At 44.2% G+C, this 15,993-nt stretch carries 13 protein-coding genes; 5 read left to right on the forward strand and 8 right to left on the reverse strand.

Annotated elements, in window-relative coordinates; all coding sequences use genetic code 11:
• Positions 1-14 precede the first annotated feature (14 nt).
• Both LZG73_RS13180 and LZG73_RS13185 read right to left on the reverse strand, forming a co-directional pair.
• Entirely contained in the window at positions 15-728 is a 714-nt protein-coding gene (locus LZG73_RS13180) for a hypothetical protein (RefSeq protein WP_233850105.1), read from the reverse strand.
• 277 nt (positions 729-1,005) lie between these two features.
• Positions 1,006-3,435, reverse strand: a complete 2,430-nt coding sequence (locus tag LZG73_RS13185) for a TonB-dependent receptor domain-containing protein (RefSeq protein WP_233850107.1) — start codon at positions 3,433-3,435, stop codon at positions 1,006-1,008.
• A gap of 497 nt (positions 3,436-3,932) precedes the next feature.
• Here LZG73_RS13185 and LZG73_RS13190 point away from each other — a divergent pair, with 497 nt between their 5' ends.
• From LZG73_RS13190 to LZG73_RS13205, 4 genes are all read left to right on the forward strand, one after another.
• On the forward strand, positions 3,933-4,424 hold the full coding sequence (locus LZG73_RS13190; protein ID WP_233850109.1) for a hypothetical protein: 492 nt from the start codon (positions 3,933-3,935) through the stop codon (positions 4,422-4,424).
• 87 nt (positions 4,425-4,511) lie between these two features.
• Complete coding sequence (locus LZG73_RS13195; RefSeq protein WP_233850111.1) at positions 4,512-5,543, forward strand: quinone-dependent dihydroorotate dehydrogenase; 1,032 nt, start codon at positions 4,512-4,514, stop codon at positions 5,541-5,543.
• 38 nt (positions 5,544-5,581) lie between these two features.
• The gene (locus LZG73_RS13200) at positions 5,582-8,107 is read left to right on the forward strand and encodes a DNA translocase FtsK (RefSeq protein WP_233850113.1); all 2,526 of its coding nucleotides are present in this window, start codon (positions 5,582-5,584) and stop codon (positions 8,105-8,107) included.
• Positions 8,108-8,201: 94 nt separating this feature from the next.
• Positions 8,202-8,852 carry an outer membrane lipoprotein carrier protein LolA gene (locus LZG73_RS13205; RefSeq protein ID WP_233850115.1) on the forward strand — a complete coding sequence of 217 codons (651 nt, stop codon included), beginning with the start codon at positions 8,202-8,204 and terminating at the stop codon, positions 8,850-8,852.
• A gap of 83 nt (positions 8,853-8,935) precedes the next feature.
• Here the strand turns inward: LZG73_RS13205 and LZG73_RS13210 are convergent, their stop codons facing one another.
• From LZG73_RS13210 to LZG73_RS13235, 6 genes are all read right to left on the reverse strand, one after another.
• A complete protein-coding gene (locus LZG73_RS13210; RefSeq protein WP_233850117.1) occupies positions 8,936-9,403 on the reverse strand; it encodes a PA2169 family four-helix-bundle protein in 468 nt (155 codons plus the stop codon).
• Between the two features lie 135 nt (positions 9,404-9,538).
• Entirely contained in the window at positions 9,539-10,507 is a 969-nt protein-coding gene (locus LZG73_RS13215) for a lipid A deacylase LpxR family protein (RefSeq protein WP_233850119.1), read from the reverse strand.
• Between the two features lie 29 nt (positions 10,508-10,536).
• Positions 10,537-11,637 carry a DNA topoisomerase IB gene (locus tag LZG73_RS13220; protein ID WP_233850127.1) on the reverse strand — a complete coding sequence of 367 codons (1,101 nt, stop codon included), beginning with the start codon at positions 11,635-11,637 and terminating at the stop codon, positions 10,537-10,539.
• A 123-nt stretch (positions 11,638-11,760) separates the two neighbouring features.
• A complete protein-coding gene (locus LZG73_RS13225) occupies positions 11,761-14,040 on the reverse strand; it encodes an ATP-binding protein (RefSeq protein WP_233850129.1) in 2,280 nt (759 codons plus the stop codon).
• A 3-nt stretch (positions 14,041-14,043) separates the two neighbouring features.
• A complete protein-coding gene (locus tag LZG73_RS13230; protein ID WP_233850131.1) occupies positions 14,044-14,661 on the reverse strand; it encodes a biliverdin-producing heme oxygenase in 618 nt (205 codons plus the stop codon).
• A gap of 25 nt (positions 14,662-14,686) precedes the next feature.
• The gene (locus LZG73_RS13235; RefSeq protein ID WP_233850133.1) at positions 14,687-15,130 is read right to left on the reverse strand and encodes a response regulator; all 444 of its coding nucleotides are present in this window, start codon (positions 15,128-15,130) and stop codon (positions 14,687-14,689) included.
• A 201-nt stretch (positions 15,131-15,331) separates the two neighbouring features.
• On the opposite strand from LZG73_RS13235, the gene LZG73_RS13240 reads away from it, so the two are divergent.
• Positions 15,332-15,895, forward strand: coding sequence for a DUF4142 domain-containing protein (locus tag LZG73_RS13240; RefSeq protein WP_233850135.1), 564 nt, complete (start codon positions 15,332-15,334; stop codon positions 15,893-15,895).
• The last annotated feature ends 98 nt before the right edge of the window (positions 15,896-15,993 follow it).

Genomic DNA, 15,993 nt, shown 5'->3' on the forward strand with positions numbered 1-15,993 from the left:
GCGGCAGGTTTAGCCTATCGTTTAAATAAATCGGGACTTACCGGGCTGTTGATCACGGCGGTGGACACGATTGTAACGGGCTTTTTGTCTAATGTGTTGATTTCAACCAATTTGGTCGGATACGAAATGCCATAGGCCGACTTGGTGTAATTGGACATGTCGGTCGTTGTTTCCACGCCGGCCGCATTCTTTCTTACGCGGGAAAGCAAATTCGTTTTTGTGTCAAAATATAGATTGTATTTCACACCCTTGCCTTGCAACTCGACCTGCATAACAGGAGTGCCGTTAATGGTTTCAATGCCCACTGTTGTGGCGATCAAACCTCTGTTTTTGTAATCAATGAATGGCAAAAGCGCGTCATACATTTCAAAACGCATGTTTTGCTGCTCCGCCTGGCTCAGGTCTTTCACATCCATTTTTTGTCCGATCGGCACTTTAATCCAACCTTCGCTGCCCTTAACGGTGTACACAAAATTACGTTTCATGATCGTCTTGGACTTCGTAATGGACTGGTCAGGAATTGAAATGGTAAAATTTGCATCGTATGGCGCTGCCGAGGCGGCAGAATAGCTTCTTTTCAGATTGTAAGATTTTACGCCATCCCATAGGGCCTTGCCACCCGTCGCTTTCATGTAATTGTTGAAAATAGAGTCAGCAGGCACTTTTTGTCCGAAAGAATACACGGAGAGCAGCAGCAATGCAACCAGAATGTTCAATGATCTTTTCATATCAAATGTTTTTATGTTTATTAAATCAGTTCTTAACCTTTTTGAAAAAGCCTTTATCATTTTTCAATAGTTAGATCCGATTATGGGTTCGGAGTTTAATCACTTCAAAAAATTACCACTGCACGCATATACGTGCAAAAACCATTCCATCTGATAACAATACGCAAAATCCGTGCAACATCGAAGGCGGTCAACGAACTTTTCTGTGAATAATCTAAAACGAAAAGGGAAGAGCAAAAAGTTACCCTTCCCTTTCGGTCAAATTTTATTCCTATGATTAGGCATCGTCGCCTCCGCTTGCGGAAATCTTGCCAAACCTGTATTGGAAGGTGAGGTTAACCAAACGGTTGGTCTGCTGCCAGAGTGAATGCTGTGAATAAGTCGCCGTGTTAAGTTGGCTTTTGTAAGCTCGGGACAAAAATATATCCTGCACATTGAAAGAAATCGTGGCCTTTTTTTCGAGCAATTCCTTGCGAATCCCCATATTCGCAACGAACACGCCCTCGCGCGTGCCCTGCGCAATGGCTCTTGGGCCTTCATAGTTAATATAAGCCGAAGCGCGGAAGTCGGCTGGCAATGTTACAAAAGCATTCAGGTTCCCAGAATAACTCCAAGTTCTGTTGTCAATCTGCGCAATTTGTGAAACGACTTCGCTACGGTAAATCCGGCCGCTTCCGTTGATTTTGAGCACTTCTCCAATTGACTGGGAAAAATCGGTTTCGAGTCCGTAGGAGAGCTCGCGACCGACATTCGCAAACTGCGTCAACGAAATGCCGCTTTCGTCAATCGTGCGAATGCGGGTGATTGCATTGTTGGAATAATCCATAAACAAGGAAGGTCCCCATCCTCCGGAAGCTTCGTAATTGGAATAACCCATTTCGGCTTTGTGTGTAAATTCAGGTTTCAATGAAGGATTTCCGGATTGAATGTTGCGCGGATCAGAAACGTCCGTGTAAGGGTTCAGCCAATCGGCTTCCGGGCGCTGCACGCGGCGACTGTAATTCAGTTTCAGCTGAGCCGTTTCGCCGAGTTTGCGTGTAAGCGCTAAACTTGGAACCAATGTCAGGAAGTGGACGCTGAAATCGCGCTTAATGCTGATCTGATCAATATCCTGATTGTAATCCGTCACACGAAGGCCAACCCGCATGCCCCATAGATCGGTTTTTTGAGAATAAGTCATGAAACCTGTGTAAGTCGCATCCTGATAACCAAATACATTGCTGATGTTGGGATCAAAAACATAACTGCCTGTTTCCCGTGACATATTGTAAAATGCATTGGTGTTATCATTAGAGCTCATCCGGGAGCGAAGACCCACTTCCAACATAGATTTTGGCGTGATCGGCCAGGTGTAATCGGTGTTCAGGAAAAGGGAGTGGCGCTTGTTATCGCGCAGGTTTTGCTGGTTACGCATTAAACTGTCGATTTCACTCTCCTGATTGTAGTAAGATTCGCCATCAGACGCGCCAAGCGAATAACTTGTCGTGAAATTGAACTGGTGATCCTTCTCGGAAAATTTCCTCCGATAATCAAGGTTAAAGTTCAGGTTATCCCCATTTCCTTTGCTGTTATTCAGTCTTGTAAAACGCTCGGTTACGCTACCGGAAGCAATGCTGGTTTCATTGAGCAGGCTGCTGTTGTTACGGTTCTGGTCGCGAGAATAATTTACGCCAAATTCCAGCGCATTCTTGTCGTCGAAGTCATAGTTAACGCCAATCCGCCCAAAAGCATTTTTCCCTTTATTGCCACCCGTTCCCGATTGCTCCAAATGTGAAGTGTTTTCAGAAATAAAATTATCACGGCTCAATGTCCGTTTCCAGGTCGTATTGCGTGTCTGACCGCTAAGCGAGGCATTGATTCCTAATTTCCCAGCCTTGTAACTCAGGTTTCCGGATGCGTTATGGTTGTTTTTGTTGCCAAAGCTTGCGCGAAGTCCGCCGTTTGTTCCGCGGATTTTGGTCTTTTTTGTAATAATATCAATCACACCCGAAGCGCCTTCGCCCTCATATTTCGCGGACGGCGTAGTCATTACATCAATGCGTTCGATCAGGTTAGCTGGGAAAGATTGGAGAATCGTTGGCAGGTCGCTTCCATATAAATTGGAAGGTTTTCCATCGATTAAGACAACGACATTGCCCTTTCCGCGCACCTGTGGATTTCCATTTTCATCCAAAGATACGGCAGGCACTTTTTCAAGCAGATCACTCACATTATTGCTCGTAGCGAGCATATCTTTTCCAATGTTGACGATCTTCTTGTCAATGTCATCAACGATCATGCTTTTCTCGCCTTTCACAAGCACTTCATTCAGCTTCTGCGCCTCAGGCAGAATTGTAATGTTGCCCACATCAAGCAGATTGGCCTCAGCGGAAATACTAACATTTGGCACAAAAAGTGTTTGATAACCCATGTTGGTAACCCGCAGCAGATATTTGCCGGGAGCCACATTCAGAATAGTGAATGCGCCATTTTCGTCCGCCACACCTCCGCTTGCAAGCGAAGAATCCTTTGCCATGAGCAAGGCGACTGTTGCAAAACTGACGCCCGTATTTTTGGGAGATTCAACAACTTTGCCGATCAGCTTGCCGCCATCCGCTTGTAAGGATTTTGCACCAATCGTAGGAGAGGCATTTGCGTCAGATAAAGTAAAAAGGGGAATATTGATGGTTAAGAGCGCTAAAAAGCTAAGAAACGGAGTTCTTTTCACGGGTATAGGTTTTAGATTTTTGTTAGGAGTTTAGTCATTTAAATGATTTTTTAGCGTGTGGTGTATGACAAAACCGGGTTCCATAAAAATAGCATCAACCCGAAAGGCAGGAATATTTTTAACGCCGTTTTTGGTGGATTAATTACATAAAATTATAAAAAAATTAAGAATTGGAGTATTTTTAAAGGGATTGAAAGTATTATGCCAACAAATCTATTTAGTTAGCACGAGTGCATGTTGGAAAGGCTTTATCTGTAAAAGATTATATTTGTTAAGGAACGGACTGCAATGGTTATGAGAAAGAAAGAACTAAGAATTTTCGAATCGTTCGAAGAAATGAATGAATATCAACTCAATAATCGGATCAATTCCTCTTTGCAAGATCGTTGGGAGACATTTTGGCGTCTAAGAAGATTTCATAAGCAGTTCTTCCATGGTGAAAATGCTATCGACCATGCACAGCCGACGAAAAAAAGACTGATAATCTCGAAGCCAGAATGGATTTAGAAGATAGCGAATTTTTAAAATTTGTAAAAGCTGCCGGAGACAACGATTTGGAATATCTGTTGATTGGCGGGCTGGCTCTCGCTATGCACGGAATTCCAAGATATACGCAGGATGCTGATTTGTGGATAAAGCCCACCAATGAAAACAAAGAGAGTTTTATTAGAACGTTGCAGTCCCTAGGTTATGACACTGACGACTTGGACAATGTTCGAAAACTTGATTTTACGGAACCCCAGAAGTTTGCCCTCGAAGGGCCGATTGATATCTTAACAGTTGTGCACTTTCGGATGGAATACAATATCTGTCGATCACGTGCACGTGAATTCACCTCAGCAGTTGGTCACAAGATCTATTTTATCCACATCAATGACCTCCGTGAATTTAAGATTTTGGCAAGAAGACCCAAAGATTTATATGACGTGATCATGATCGATCAACTTCTGGAGGGAATTGCGAAAAATCAGGAGAACAAGCCGCTCTAAACTTGTTTCAAAGTGATTTGAAATGATCTGTTAAATAAAAATCCTGCAAGGGCGGACGCTTCTTCTGAAAGATCATATTTTTGCAGGATGTATAAAATTCTTATTTCTCCTATACTTTTCCTGTTCGATGCTGAACGCATTCATTACTTTGTTTGCGAAGTGCTTCGTTTTGCTTTCAAAATCCCTTTTGTTCCTCAAATTTTAAGATCGCTCTACACATTCGAACATCCGGATTTGGTTCAGGAAGTGGCTGGTCTGCGGTTTCGGAACCCTGTTGGACTGGCGGCCGGATTTGATAAGAATGCGGAAATGGTTGACGAGCTCGAAGCATTGGGATTCGGTTTTATTGAAATCGGAACAGTAACCCCACGTCCGCAGCCCGGCAACGAAAAGCCCAGATTGTTCAGGCTCAAAAACGATAAGGCGCTGATTAACAGGATGGGATTTAATAATAAAGGCGCCGCAGTTGCAGCTGCGAAGCTTGCGCATCGGAAATCTAAAATCCTGGTCGGCGGAAATATTGGCAAGAACAAGGACACGCCCAATGACCAGGCGCTAAGCGATTATCTGATCTGTTTCCGCGAATTGTTTGATGTTGTCGATTATTTTGTGGTCAATGTGAGTTCACCCAACACACCCGGTTTGCGGGACTTGCAGGAAAAAGCGCCTTTGACGGCATTGCTTCGGGAATTGCAGAAAAAGAATAAAGAGAAATTCAATCCAAAACCCATATTTTTAAAAATTGCGCCCGATCTAACGCTTAGCCAGCTGGATGATATTATTGATATTATAAAAGAAACTCAGATCGCGGGCGTTATCGCTACTAACACCACGATTAGTCGTGCAGATCTTCGGACCAGCGCGGCGGAAATTGAAAAAGCCGGGGCGGGAGGGCTCAGCGGAGCGCCACTTGCACAGCGCTCGACGGAAGTTATTCGTTATATTTGTGATAAATCAAATAATGCATTTCCGGTCATTGGGGTAGGAGGGATCGATTCACCGAGTGATGCCAAGGACAAGAAAAATGCAGGCGCAAGCCTTTTACAATTGTACACAGGATTTATCTACGAGGGGCCAGGATTGGTGAAAAGCATTTGTAAATCGCTGGTTAAGAGATAGATTGATTACCACTTCACGCATCCCAGAATTGAAGATAAATGTCAGTAAATAAGATCAGAGGCAACACTCAGCGTCAGAAACCAGAAGAAACAACGAGTCCCGGCCTTCGCATATCCTTCGATTGGGACAGCATTTTTTCCAATCCAAAAAACATTCTAGCCTGGGGCGCATTTTTTATTGTCCTTGGGCTGATCATGGAAATATCTTTCCTGTCCTACATCATTACCGGTCTGTCGGACCAGAGTGTGATTGACGGGCTGGGGCACGAATCCATTCGCGACGCGGGCCGCCAGACGCGGAATCTCATTGGCGTGCTGGGCGCCGTGGTTTCGCACTTTTTTGTTTATCGCTGGTTTGGAGTCGGGGCACTTTTGCTGCCGCTCGTTCCGTTTGTTGCCGGATGGAAAATGGCGTTTGGGAAAGAGCTGCTGCCATTAACCAGGACGACCAAAGAAGTCATCTTCTTTACTTTGTGGATGAGCTTGATGATGGGTTACGTGGTGCTGATGAGCGACAAGGAAAATACGCTCAGCTTCGTTTCAGGCGGCATTGGTTACATGATTAATGTTGCGCTGTTTGACTGGCTCAAATGGGGAAGCGTCATTCCTATCATTTTTGCATTATTTGTGTTTGCGGTCTTCTTTTACGATGCAAAATCTGCTTATGAATCGTGGCAATTGAAGAATGCACGGCCTGAAATAATTCCTGATCCGGAAATAAAAGGAGTTGAAACGGTGCCCGTTTCGGAAGAAAAAGCAGCTGCCAAAGAAAGCACTTTTACATCGGTTGTCAATGACACTTACGATGACGATGAATTGGTTTTGGGAGCGGAAGAAGAAGTCGAGGAAACGCCAATTGTTCAGTCGGACGCGAAATTTGAAGTCATTAAACCTGAACCGGTTCCGGTTATCATTCCTCCTACGCCTGCACCCGTCACGCCGCTCAAACTTGAATTGGAAGTGGAGGACACAACTGTTTTTGCCAGCGCACCTGTGCAGGAAGATTTTGAGGATGAAGACATTAATGCTACCGTATTGCGTGAATTCGGGCAATATGATCCAATGCTGGATTTGCCAACTTATCAATTCCCGAGCATTGGCCTGCTAACCGACGCGGTTGACAACCAGCACGAAAAAGTAAGTCAGGAAGAGCTGGAAGGCAATAAAACCAGAATTGTTGACACATTAGGAAGCTACGGAATCAATATTTCCAAAATAAAAGCGACCATTGGCCCGACGGTGACTTTGTACGAAATCATCCCGGAAGCGGGCGTAAGAATCTCAAAAATCAAGAACTTGGAAGGCGACATTGCGTTGAGTTTGGCCGCGCTCGGAATCCGGATCATTGCGCCAATGCCTGGCCGCGGAACCATTGGAATTGAAGTGCCGAATAAGAACCGCGAGACTGTTTTTATTCGTTCGGTTTTGTCCAACGAGAAGTTCCTGAAAGCGAATTACGATCTTCCTATTGTTTTGGGAAAAACCATTTCGAATGACATTCACATTGTCGATCTGGCAAAAATGCCCCACTTGCTCATGGCCGGTGCCACGGGACAAGGAAAGTCGGTTGGGTTGAATGTGATCCTGGCTTCTTTGATTTACAAAAAACACCCTGCCGAGCTGAAATTTGTGCTCGTTGACCCGAAAAAAGTGGAGTTGACGCTTTTCAACAAACTGGAAAGACACTTTTTGGCCAAGCTGCCGAATGCGGAGGAAGCCATTATAACCGACACTAAAAAGGTAATTTTTACCCTGAATTCATTGTGTATTGAAATGGATCAGCGTTACGATCTGTTAAAAGAAGCTTCGGTAAGAAACCTGAAAGAATACAACGCAAAGTTTGCGCAAAGAAGGCTTAATCCCGAAAAAGGCCACCGTTTCCTTCCATACATTGTGCTCGTGATCGATGAGCTTGCCGACTTGATGATGACTGCCGGAAAAGAAGTGGAAACGCCGATCGCGCGTCTTGCACAGCTGGCCCGTGCAGTCGGGATTCACCTTGTGGTTGCCACGCAACGTCCTTCGGTTAAGGTTATTACAGGTTTGATCAAAGCCAATTTCCCGGCGCGTTTATCTTTCCGCGTTACATCCAGCATTGACTCCCGGACCATTCTCGATATGGGCGGTGCCGAGCAGCTGGTGGGCCAAGGTGATATGCTTTTGGCGATTAATTCCGAAGTGATCAGGCTTCAATGTCCTTTTATTGATACAAGAGAAATCGAAGATGTCTGCGAATTTATCGGTGCGCAACGCGGCTATGATGATGCGTATGCATTGCCTGAATATGAAGGCGAAGATGCAGCGGAAGGCCGCAGCGACATTAATCCCGACGATTTTGACGGCTTATTGCCCGACGCGGCAAGGCTTATTATTACGCATCAGCAAGGAAGCACTTCATTGATTCAGCGAAAAATGAAGCTTGGTTATAACCGTGCGGGGCGCATCATGGACCAGCTTGAAATGCTCGGCGTTGTTGGACCATTTACCGGAAGCAAAGCCCGGGATGTGATGTTCCACGATCTCAATATGCTCGAAGAACATCTTCGGGTGATGGGCGTCAATTAAGCGTTAAACCTTCCCACTCACAGTTGGTCTAAAAATTGTAGCAAAGCTGTATCAAACAGTTTTAATTAAACTATTAAGAACCGAAACGTTTCATATGAAAAGTTTAAAATTCAATGCTTATTTCTTCGCGTTTGCTGTGATTTCAAGCTTGGCAATAGCGCCCGTTAACGCTCAGGGAGACAAGAAATCATCGGCTATTTTGGAAGCGATGAGCAACAAATATCAGAAGGTTAAATCCTTCAAAGCAACATTCACTTACACGCCGGAAGGCGGCAAACCGCTGAAAGGCGAGGCGACCGTAAAAGGAATCAAATTCAGGCTTAAAATGGCTGGACAAGAGATTTTTAACGATGGTAAGCTGATGGCGACTTACATTAAGGAGACAAACGAAGTGAATTTGCAGGATTTCGATCCAACGGCAACAGGCGATCTGGATCCGACCAAAATTTACACGGCATATAAAAAAGGATTCAAATATGCATTCCTGAAAGAAACAAAAGCAGGTGCGAAGGCTTTGGAAGTGGTTGAATTAACGCCAACCAAGAAAGACAGCCAGGTTAACAAGGTTCAAATTGCCGTTAATAAGGCCGATAAATCGATCAATAGCTGGACAATTTTCCAAAAAAACGGGCAGGAAGTAACTTACACAGTTAACCAGTTCGAACCAGATGTGGCAGTGGCGGACAGTTACTTTGCATTTAATTCAAAACAATATCCTGGCGTTGAAGTGGTGGATTTGAGATAATCATCAATATTTATTTCAACAAAAAAAGCAGCGAAGCCAATCGGTTTCGCTGCTTTTTTTGTGTCCAAATGCTGGAATAGATCTTAATTAACAGCCTGATGCAAATCTCTGTATTTCTTAATCAGATTGTGTGATGCGAGCAGTTCTGCTTTTTGATTCGCAATAATCTGTCTGATGTCAACTGGCAAGTCTGCGTCGGTCGCCAATGCATCGTCGTAAGCTTCCTGAGCCGCATCTTCGCCATATTCGCAGCTTTCCAAAACCGAAGTTCTGTCGTGGCCAGTGAATGTGGCTTTAATGTCCATCCAAACGCGGTAAATTTTACCGGAATTCGTTGTCCCTGTCGCAATCTCTCCACCCAGATTGTGAATCTCTTTGCTTAGTTCATTGATATTTTCACGGCTTTCGTTGGCCATTTTTTGGAAAATCCCTCTTAGGTCAAGGTCAATTCCTTCCACCTCATTGATGGCTCGCTCGTAACCTTCAATGCGGTCGTTATTGATTTTTATCAGATCATTGAGCACTTCAACAAGACTTTCATTCGGTTCCATATCTATGTTTTTTTAGATTGTGATGATTTCTAAATTGTCGATGGGCAGGTTAAAAATGCTATGCCAATTAGCCAGTTATGATGTCAGCAAAGATTATTGCCGTTAAGAAGACGTATATGTAGTTCTTTTTGCCGGTCAGAGCACAAAGCCGATCTTGGCGCCGCCCCAGCGATGATCGAGTCCTGTTTTAAATTCTTTGGTCAAAAAGGTTTGATAATATTCAAAATTAACACGCCAGCAATGCACGACAATGCCAAAACTGTCCTGGAATGTTACCCGTTGAATTTGCTTTGCTGACAACTTGTAAGGACTATTTCTTGCAAAAACACCACCTTGAAGTGATGCGTCGTAGGCATTGAAACCAATCAATGGTTGATTATAAAGATAAAGTTGAAGGTTTCTTCCAATCGGCTGCTTGGTGGCTTCAAACGGAGAAATAAATTTGCCGAGTTTGAGGGTCACACCTGCCCGCGCTTTATTGTTGAGCGTTCCAAGTTGCAATTGCGTGTCCGTGTTTAATGAAATCAGATTGCGCACATTGAAAATCAGCTTCTCGAACTGCACTTCATAATTGATCGCCACATCATTCCTGATCTGATATTGCCATCCTTTTGGCTCGCGGTCGCCAATCCATTGGTGGATCTTTGTTTGCATTCCGCCGGCAAATGCAGCCGGACCGATCATTCCCGTGCTAAGGATTGCAGACAACCTGGTTTTATTAGTTGTATCAACAGAAATACGAAAGGATTTGAGCATGATAACGCCCGCAAACGGCCTATCGTTGTACAGAATAGCATTGCTTGAAATGCTTGTTGGCGTGAAACCGTAATGTTCGAATGCCAGCCCATTGCGTTCCGGGCCGTTATTTAATCTTATCAAAAGCTTGTTAAGCGGATTCTTTTTCAGTCCCGGGTTGACAACTTCAAAGCTGTAACCTTGTGTGTAGTAATAATCACTTTTGGCAAAGAAATCATTGTCGTAATGAAGTCTTACATAATTATCACCAGCTGGCGAGCGAAATGACGCAGTTTGGTCAATTCGCTGAGCCTTGCCGGTTAAGGATATAATTAGGAATGCTAATAGCAGAAATTCGGAGTATCGCATGATGCAACATATACGCTATGCTGCCAGCTTCAGACCTGATGCGCGAGCAAAGACTTGACATGCTGTTCGCTGCCCGTAAAGAAGGGCACTTCATCAACCTGCTTATTTAAAAAGCGCTGAATCTTCCCGTTTTCATAAGCCCGAAACACTGCCGGATGCACGTAATATTTTTTACAAACCGTACGCGTGTTTCCCAAATGTGCCGCCACGACGTCCAAACACGTGTTAAGCGTCTTTGTAAGCTGCTTTTTGGTTTCATATTTTGCCTGGTTGCTCAGATATTCAAATGCAGTGACCGTTCCCATCCAGGTGCGGAAATCTTTTGCAGAAAAGTTGGCTCCCGTATGCGTCCGAATGTAGTCATTGACCTGGCTTGCATTTAGTGAACAGCGGCCGCCATTCTCCATTGTGTATTGGAAAAGTCGCCTGCCGGGCATCTCTTTATATTGCTTCACAAGCCTGGACAACTGTGTGTCTTTGAGCGTAATGTCTTGCTTAACGCCCTTTTTTCCAGTGAACATAAATCGGATGCGGCTTCCTGTCACCGTGGCACATTTAGAATCCAGCGTGGTTATTCCGGATGAACCGTGTTTCAGTTTATAGCGCTGATTTCCAACTCTAATGCAGGTTTTGTCCATGATCTTGATGACCAATGCAATGGATTTCTGCAAATCAAAATCGCGCTTGCGCAAATCATGCTCCACTTGTTCTCTAAGAAGCGGAAGCGCCTCCGAAAATGTGAGCAGTCGGTAATATTTGGTCTGATTGCGGATTAAATTCCAATGCGGGTGATAGCGATATTGTTTCCTCCCCGCCTCATCGATCCCGGTCGCTTGAAGGTGCGCATTCGGATCTTCACTGATCCACACTTCGCGCCATGCGGGAGGCAAAACAAGGGACCTTATTCTTCTGATCTGCTCTTTATCCTTGGCTCTGTTGCCCGCTGAATCTACGTAATGAAATTTTGGAGACTTGCCTTTACGCATAAAACCGGGCGCATTACCGGACTGGATATAATTCAAACCCGCAGCTGCGGCTGTGAGTGCAGGATCCTTTTTTAACTTTTTAATCTGTTTTGCAGTGATGACCGGTGCTTCCGTCAACGTTCCAACTGCTACGGCTACTGACATATTGATAATTTTAGACTGTTCCACCCATCATAACAAAGTGATACCAGCTAAAAGTAAATCACAATTGCCGCTCCGATGAGGAACAATCTACTCATTTTTTGAAACGAGCTTAATCGCTTTCCGCTATTCAATCGGCAGATATAAAGTGAAAACCGAACCCTTGCCTGGCTCAGACCGGGCGGTGATTACGCCTCTGTGATTTTCAGCGATCTTCTTGCAAATGGCGAGACCAATGCCCGTTCCGGGATATTTATGTGCAGGATGTAATCTTTGGAAAACATCGAAAATCCGGTTCTCATATTCCTTATCAAATCCGATTCCATTGTCCACAAAAGCAATGCTGTGATAACGCTGATCGCGCGGGGCACCCGGATTTACAGAGCTGGCTTCAACGCTATTTACTTTTATTTCAATGTTCGGCTTTGTGCCGCTTTCGGTGAATTTGATTGCATTGCTGATCAAATTGACGAACAACTGATGGATCTGAAAAGGAATAATCTTTACAGTTGGAAGCAAGTCGGAGTGAATGGTTGCATTGGTTTCTTCAATGTTATCCTGCAAGTCATCCAGCACTTTTTCGAGCACAACGTTCAAGTCAATTTGCTCAAAAACCTTCTCCATATTGCCCGCTTTCGAATATGCAAGAATGTCCTCAATGAGATGCTGCATCTTCTCGGCAGAAAACCGCATACGCTCCACGGAGTCCTTCACCTGCGCTGACAAGTCAGGATCTTCTCGGTCAAGGACTTTTGAAGCAAAAATCTGAATCTTCCGCAATGGCTCTTTCAGGTCATGGGTGCTGATCCAGTTCAGATTTGCCAACTCCTGGTTGGCCGTTTTTAATTCCTCGTTCAATGCGCGGTTTGCATCCTCCTGGGTTTCAATAACCTGAAAACTAATGTGTTTTTCCAATGCAAAAGAAAAGTTGGAAGCAGCATTGATTTCCGACTTTCTCCACATTTCACTTTTTCCATTTAAAATTTCCTTCCAGCGCTCAAATGATTTTCTCGGCGAAAGCCTCAGGCCGTCCTCATTAGGCAGCATTGCCTTATCCGGATTGCCAGCCCAATTGATAGTCTCGACTTTTTCCTTGCGCATCCACACAATCCCGTCGGGACTTCCGGACGAAAGCGGATGATAAATGATCCCCGCCGCCTGATGTGAAATCGCACTTCCTTGCGGATAAATTTCACGTAGGCGATCAGTCACAAGGCCTTGTTTTTTATAATTTTGGGCAAGAAAATGAAACAGAGAGGTTAATTCCTCGTCAGCCGGTGTAACGCCGTTTTTGTAAAGCGCTCCGTTCTGAAAAATCGCAGCTCCGGTGGCATTTGCCACGGTAAGCAGCAATTCCGACTTATAATAATCTTTGGATTTTTCGCTTTCGTAAAGTTTAGCAAGCAAAGCAGCCAGTGATTTGTCGACCAACTGGCTCACTTCAAACTCTTCCGCAGCTTCCCTAACTGAGATTTGAGAGGTTAAAAAATGACCTTGCAACAAAGCGGAAAGCCGGGTGTAATGCGGCAATATTTTGGGAGAATGATGATGGCAGGCGATCAATCCCCAGAGTTTTTGATTTTGCAATAATGAGATCGTCAGCGTGGCACCGACACCCATGTTTTTCAAATATTCAATGTGGATAGGCGATACGCTCCGCAAAATGGACAAACTCAGATCGAGCGATTGATTGCTTTTATCAGGCGCATCCAATGTGAGCAAAGGAACCGGCTTGTAATTGATATCGGCGATCATGCGCAGCGAATTGCGGATATAAAGCTCGCGCGCCTGAGCGGGAATGTCGGTGTGCGGATATTTTTGTCCTTCAAATGGTTGTAAATCTGCACGCTTGCTTTCAGCGATGACTTCACCGTTATAGTCCGGGTCGAATTTGTAAATCATAACCCGATCATAACCCGTCACGGCGCGCGTTTCATTCGCGATTTCCTGGCATAACTCAGGCAAATAAGTTGTTCTCTCCATCATTGACATGAATGTTCTTGTCTGATTATAGAGATTGGGCAAATTCACATTCCCGTCCGGAAACGGCTCAAATTCAAGGATTAATGTTTCGTTGCTGAGGTGGACAGTCGTGTTATAGAAAACGTCGTCCATCGAAAAAACGAATGGTCTGGCTGTGTCGATAAACGCTGCGGAAGCATATTTATCAAATTCCTCCGGTTGAAGTGTTGGGAAAATGGCTGATAATGATTTCCCCAAAATTGCATCGGCAGCTAAATGAATATAATCGACGCTGTTTTCACTGCAAAACTCAATAATATAGGTCTGTTTATTAACGCCCAGCAAAAAGCCATGCGGTTGAATGCTTCCTGGAATGTGAATGGGTTCACTTTCGCAATTGGTCAGGTTGACAAGATCGCGATTGACTATGTTCTTGATATTCATTTGTTACTTTTCATTTTCCGCTTCATCAAGCCATTTGTCTATGATCGTGAATGTGTGAATGGCGCTGTCAATGATTGCTGCGCTTTGCTCCGTTTCCAATGCGAATTGTGTAAAAGCAGTTACAAATAATTTCCACATCGGGCCGGTTTGCTCACCATATCCCCAAAAGTAGGAAGCGCCATTATTTTCCGTAAGCCCCAATGTTTTGTTAATGTGCTTGAACAACATGCGCCCGCCGAGCGTAGAACCCTCCAAAACATACATGGCACCCATCGCCTCAGCAACATTCGGTAACGTGAAAGTATAAACGGGCAATGCGTCGATCTGCGTTTGGGGAAAGCCCGTGGCACGCAGGTCATTGGCAATCAGCTGTGACCGGAAGCGCTGGTTCAAATCAGGAATAACATTCTGAATCAAAGGGAATACGCACTTTTCGCAGCCGAGCGTCACGCCATACAATGCGGACAGATAAGTTTGATAATCCGCCAGGGTGACATTGGCCTCAAGAATTGCTTTCGAAAGATGATTATCTTCTAATTTTTGATGGCTGGCTGCTGTTTGCTTTCTTAAATTCTGAACAAAAAACTCCGGACCGGAATGAACACTGCGCACTTCACTCATAGACGGTATATGAAATCACTAAAAGTTAATTGGGTATCAAAAATTGTTCCATTCCCAGCAACGGTTCGTTCGCTGACTCCGTAGCAAGACATCTCCTGAGTATATCAATCAGCGCGGCGAAGCTTGTAGGTTTTTGAATATACAAATGCGCACCGCCCGCATAGGCCGAATCTAATAAATGTTGCGCAATGGAAGTTGAAAGAATAATTACTTTAATATCCTTAAAGGCTTCCAGCTGCTTGATTTCTGCTAGACATTCCAGACCATTCTTAATGGGCATGTTCATATCCAAAAAAATGAGGTCTGGCTTGAAGTTGCCGCTTTTAAGAATTTCCATGAGCCGCATGCCGTTCTCGGCCACAATAAGCTGTATTTGAGCCGGAATCTGGTCAAGTGCTTCCTGGAAAAGATAAGCATCATCTTCGTCGTCGTCCGCCAGAAGAATCCGGAGTTGTTTGTCGTGGGTCATCAATATTCTTTTGCTGACGGAGGAAGGTCAGCAGGTTAAACTTATAGTATTTAAGAAAGAAATATTGAAACGCCATTTCCAACCCATTATGCAAAAATAATACAAACTTTTATAAATGAAGATATATCGTCCGATTACACCGGGCATGGCACAGTTTTTGTTCTGTAAATATCAAATCATCACGAAAAATTGAAAACTATTATGAAAAAGATAACATTAAGTGGTTTGCTTGTAGCAGCCATGCTAACATTCTCAGCTTGCAACAGTAATAAGGCAGAAGACAGTAAAGAGGTGGCAGAAGAGCAAAATGATGCCAAATTAGACGACACGAAGCTTGAAGATGACTCTGAATTTGCCGTAGCGGCTGCTGATGGTGGAATGTTGGAAGTTCAGCTTGGCGAATTGGCCCAAACAAACGCTGCAAGCGCTGATGTGAAGAAATTTGGTGCAACAATGGTCACTGAACATGGCAAAGCAAACGAAGAACTGAAAGCATTGGCGCAAACAAAAAATATTACTTTGCCGATGTCACTAAGTGATGACAAGACGAAGAAAGTAGAAGAATTGTCTAAGAAAAAAGGCGCAGAGTTCGATAAAGATTACATTGCTTTCATGGTCGATGATCATAAGGAAGATATAAGTGAATTCGAGGAAGCTGCGAGCGATGCGAAAGACGGAGAGGTGAAATCATGGGCAGCTGGAAAAGTGCCTGCCTTGAAGCACCATCTGGAAATGGCTCAGACATTGAAAGATAAATTGAAATAAGCTTAACCGCTTTGTATATAGGCCGGAACGCACATAGCGTTCCGGCTTTTTTGTTTTTATACCATTGGAAAACAAAAAGAAATCCTGAATTTGTGATG

Origin of the sequence: Dyadobacter sp. CY326 (genome assembly GCF_021390515.1) — a bacterium.
In the GTDB taxonomy this organism is placed as follows: Bacteria; Bacteroidota; Bacteroidia; order Cytophagales; family Spirosomataceae; genus Dyadobacter.

Coding starts and splice junctions, on each gene's coding strand:
- LZG73_RS13220 (WP_233850127.1), bottom strand. CDS start 11,637: ATGTCAGTAGCCGTAGCAGTTGGAACGTTGACGGAAGCACCGGTCATC.
- LZG73_RS13225 (WP_233850129.1), bottom strand. CDS start 14,040: ATGAATATCAAGAACATAGTCAATCGCGATCTTGTCAACCTGACCAAT.
- LZG73_RS13190 (WP_233850109.1), top strand. CDS start 3,933: ATGGATTTAGAAGATAGCGAATTTTTAAAATTTGTAAAAGCTGCCGGA.
- LZG73_RS13240 (WP_233850135.1), top strand. CDS start 15,332: ATGAAAAAGATAACATTAAGTGGTTTGCTTGTAGCAGCCATGCTAACA.
- LZG73_RS13235 (WP_233850133.1), bottom strand. CDS start 15,130: ATGACCCACGACAAACAACTCCGGATTCTTCTGGCGGACGACGACGAA.
- LZG73_RS13215 (WP_233850119.1), bottom strand. CDS start 10,507: ATGCGATACTCCGAATTTCTGCTATTAGCATTCCTAATTATATCCTTA.
- LZG73_RS13200 (WP_233850113.1), top strand. CDS start 5,582: ATGTCAGTAAATAAGATCAGAGGCAACACTCAGCGTCAGAAACCAGAA.
- LZG73_RS13210 (WP_233850117.1), bottom strand. CDS start 9,403: ATGGAACCGAATGAAAGTCTTGTTGAAGTGCTCAATGATCTGATAAAA.
- LZG73_RS13180 (WP_233850105.1), bottom strand. CDS start 728: ATGAAAAGATCATTGAACATTCTGGTTGCATTGCTGCTGCTCTCCGTG.
- LZG73_RS13205 (WP_233850115.1), top strand. CDS start 8,202: ATGAAAAGTTTAAAATTCAATGCTTATTTCTTCGCGTTTGCTGTGATT.
- LZG73_RS13230 (WP_233850131.1), bottom strand. CDS start 14,661: ATGAGTGAAGTGCGCAGTGTTCATTCCGGTCCGGAGTTTTTTGTTCAG.
- LZG73_RS13195 (WP_233850111.1), top strand. CDS start 4,512: ATGTATAAAATTCTTATTTCTCCTATACTTTTCCTGTTCGATGCTGAA.